1 protein-coding gene is annotated in these 1,497 nt (G+C 65.5%); it reads right to left on the bottom strand.

The annotated features are described in order from the left end of the window. Window positions 1-1,497, bottom strand: a 1,497-nt coding sequence (locus tag ACWDSL_RS53370) for an acyltransferase domain-containing protein (RefSeq protein ID WP_450497000.1), incomplete at both ends; no start/stop codon positions are given.

Genomic DNA, 1,497 nt, shown 5'->3' with positions numbered 1-1,497 from the left:
ACCAAAGACTCCACCACACCACCCCCCGGCTCCTCACCCACCCAAAACCGCTCCCGCTGAAACGCATACGTCGGCAAATCAACCCACGACCCACCGGAATCAGCGAAGGCCACAGCCCAGTCAACAGCCACACCCCGCACATACGCTTCACCCAGAGAAGTCAGGAAGCGATCCAGACCACCCTCGTCGCGCCGCAGCGAACCCAACGCCACCGTGCCCTCCGCACCACGGGCCTCGGCAATCTCCTGAAGCCCGATGGTCAGCACCGGATGAGCGGACGCCTCGACGAAGACCGCGTCGCCTTCGTCCAGAATGGCGCCGACAGTCTCCTCAAAACGCACCGTCTGCCGCAGATTGCGATACCAATAGCCGGCGTCCAGCTCAGCCGTGTCGATAAACCCACCGGTCACCGTCGAATAGAACGGCACCGAAGACGACCGCGGCTCAAGGCCCTCAAGCAGCTCCGCCAGCCGACCCTCGATCACCTCGACCTGGGCGGAATGGGACGCGTAATCCACCGCGATACGCCGCGCCCGCACACCATCAGCCTCACACGCGGCCAGCAACTCGACCAGCGCCTCGACCTCACCGGCCACCACCACCGAGGTCGGGCCATTCACCGTCGCCAGAGACAGACGACCATCCCACCCCGCGATGCGCTCGGCCACCTGCTCGGCCGTCAACGACACCGACGCCATCCCACCGAGCCCGGCCAGATCCTCAGCAATCGCCTGAGAACGAAGCGCCACCACCTTCGCCCCATCACGCAAAGACAACGCTCCGGCCACACACGCCGCAGCGATCTCACCCTGCGAATGCCCCACCACCGCCGAAGGCTCAACACCAAACGAACGCCACAACTCAGCCAACGACACCATCACAGCCCACAACACCGGCTGCACCACATCCACCCGCTCCAACGACGCAGCACCCGGCGTCTGCCGCACCACCCCCGCAAGATCCCAGTCGACAAACTCCGCCAACGCCTCACCACACTCAGCAAAACGCTCCGCGAAAACCGGCGAAGAGTCCAGCAGTCCCACGGCCATACCCGCCCACTGCGAACCCTGACCCGGGAAAACCATCACCACACGCTCACCCGCGCCCGACACACCGGACGCGGGCCCAGTCACCAACCCAGGAACATCCTCACCCCGCGCCAACGCCCCCAGGCCAGCCCTCAGACCGTCACGACCACCGATGACAACCGCACGGTGCTCAAACGCCGTCCGCCCCGTGGCCAACGACCAGCCCACATCCACCAGCGACAAATCTTCATGCGCTTCCAGATGCGACAGCAGCCGCTCCGCCTGCCCCCGCAACGCCGCAACCCCACGCCCCGAAACCACCCACGGCACCACCGACACCAGCGGCTCCACCGGACCAACAGCCGCCGAACCATCAACACTCACCGAACCGCCAGCCACCACCCCACCAACAACAGGCCCCTCCTCCACCACCACATGACAATTCGTCCCACCCATACCAAACGACGAC

The sequence above is a fragment of the Streptomyces sp. NPDC000941 genome (assembly GCF_053599555.1).
The sequence above is the reverse complement of the archived record's forward strand: the minus strand, read 5'-3'. Positions and strand labels throughout refer to the sequence as shown.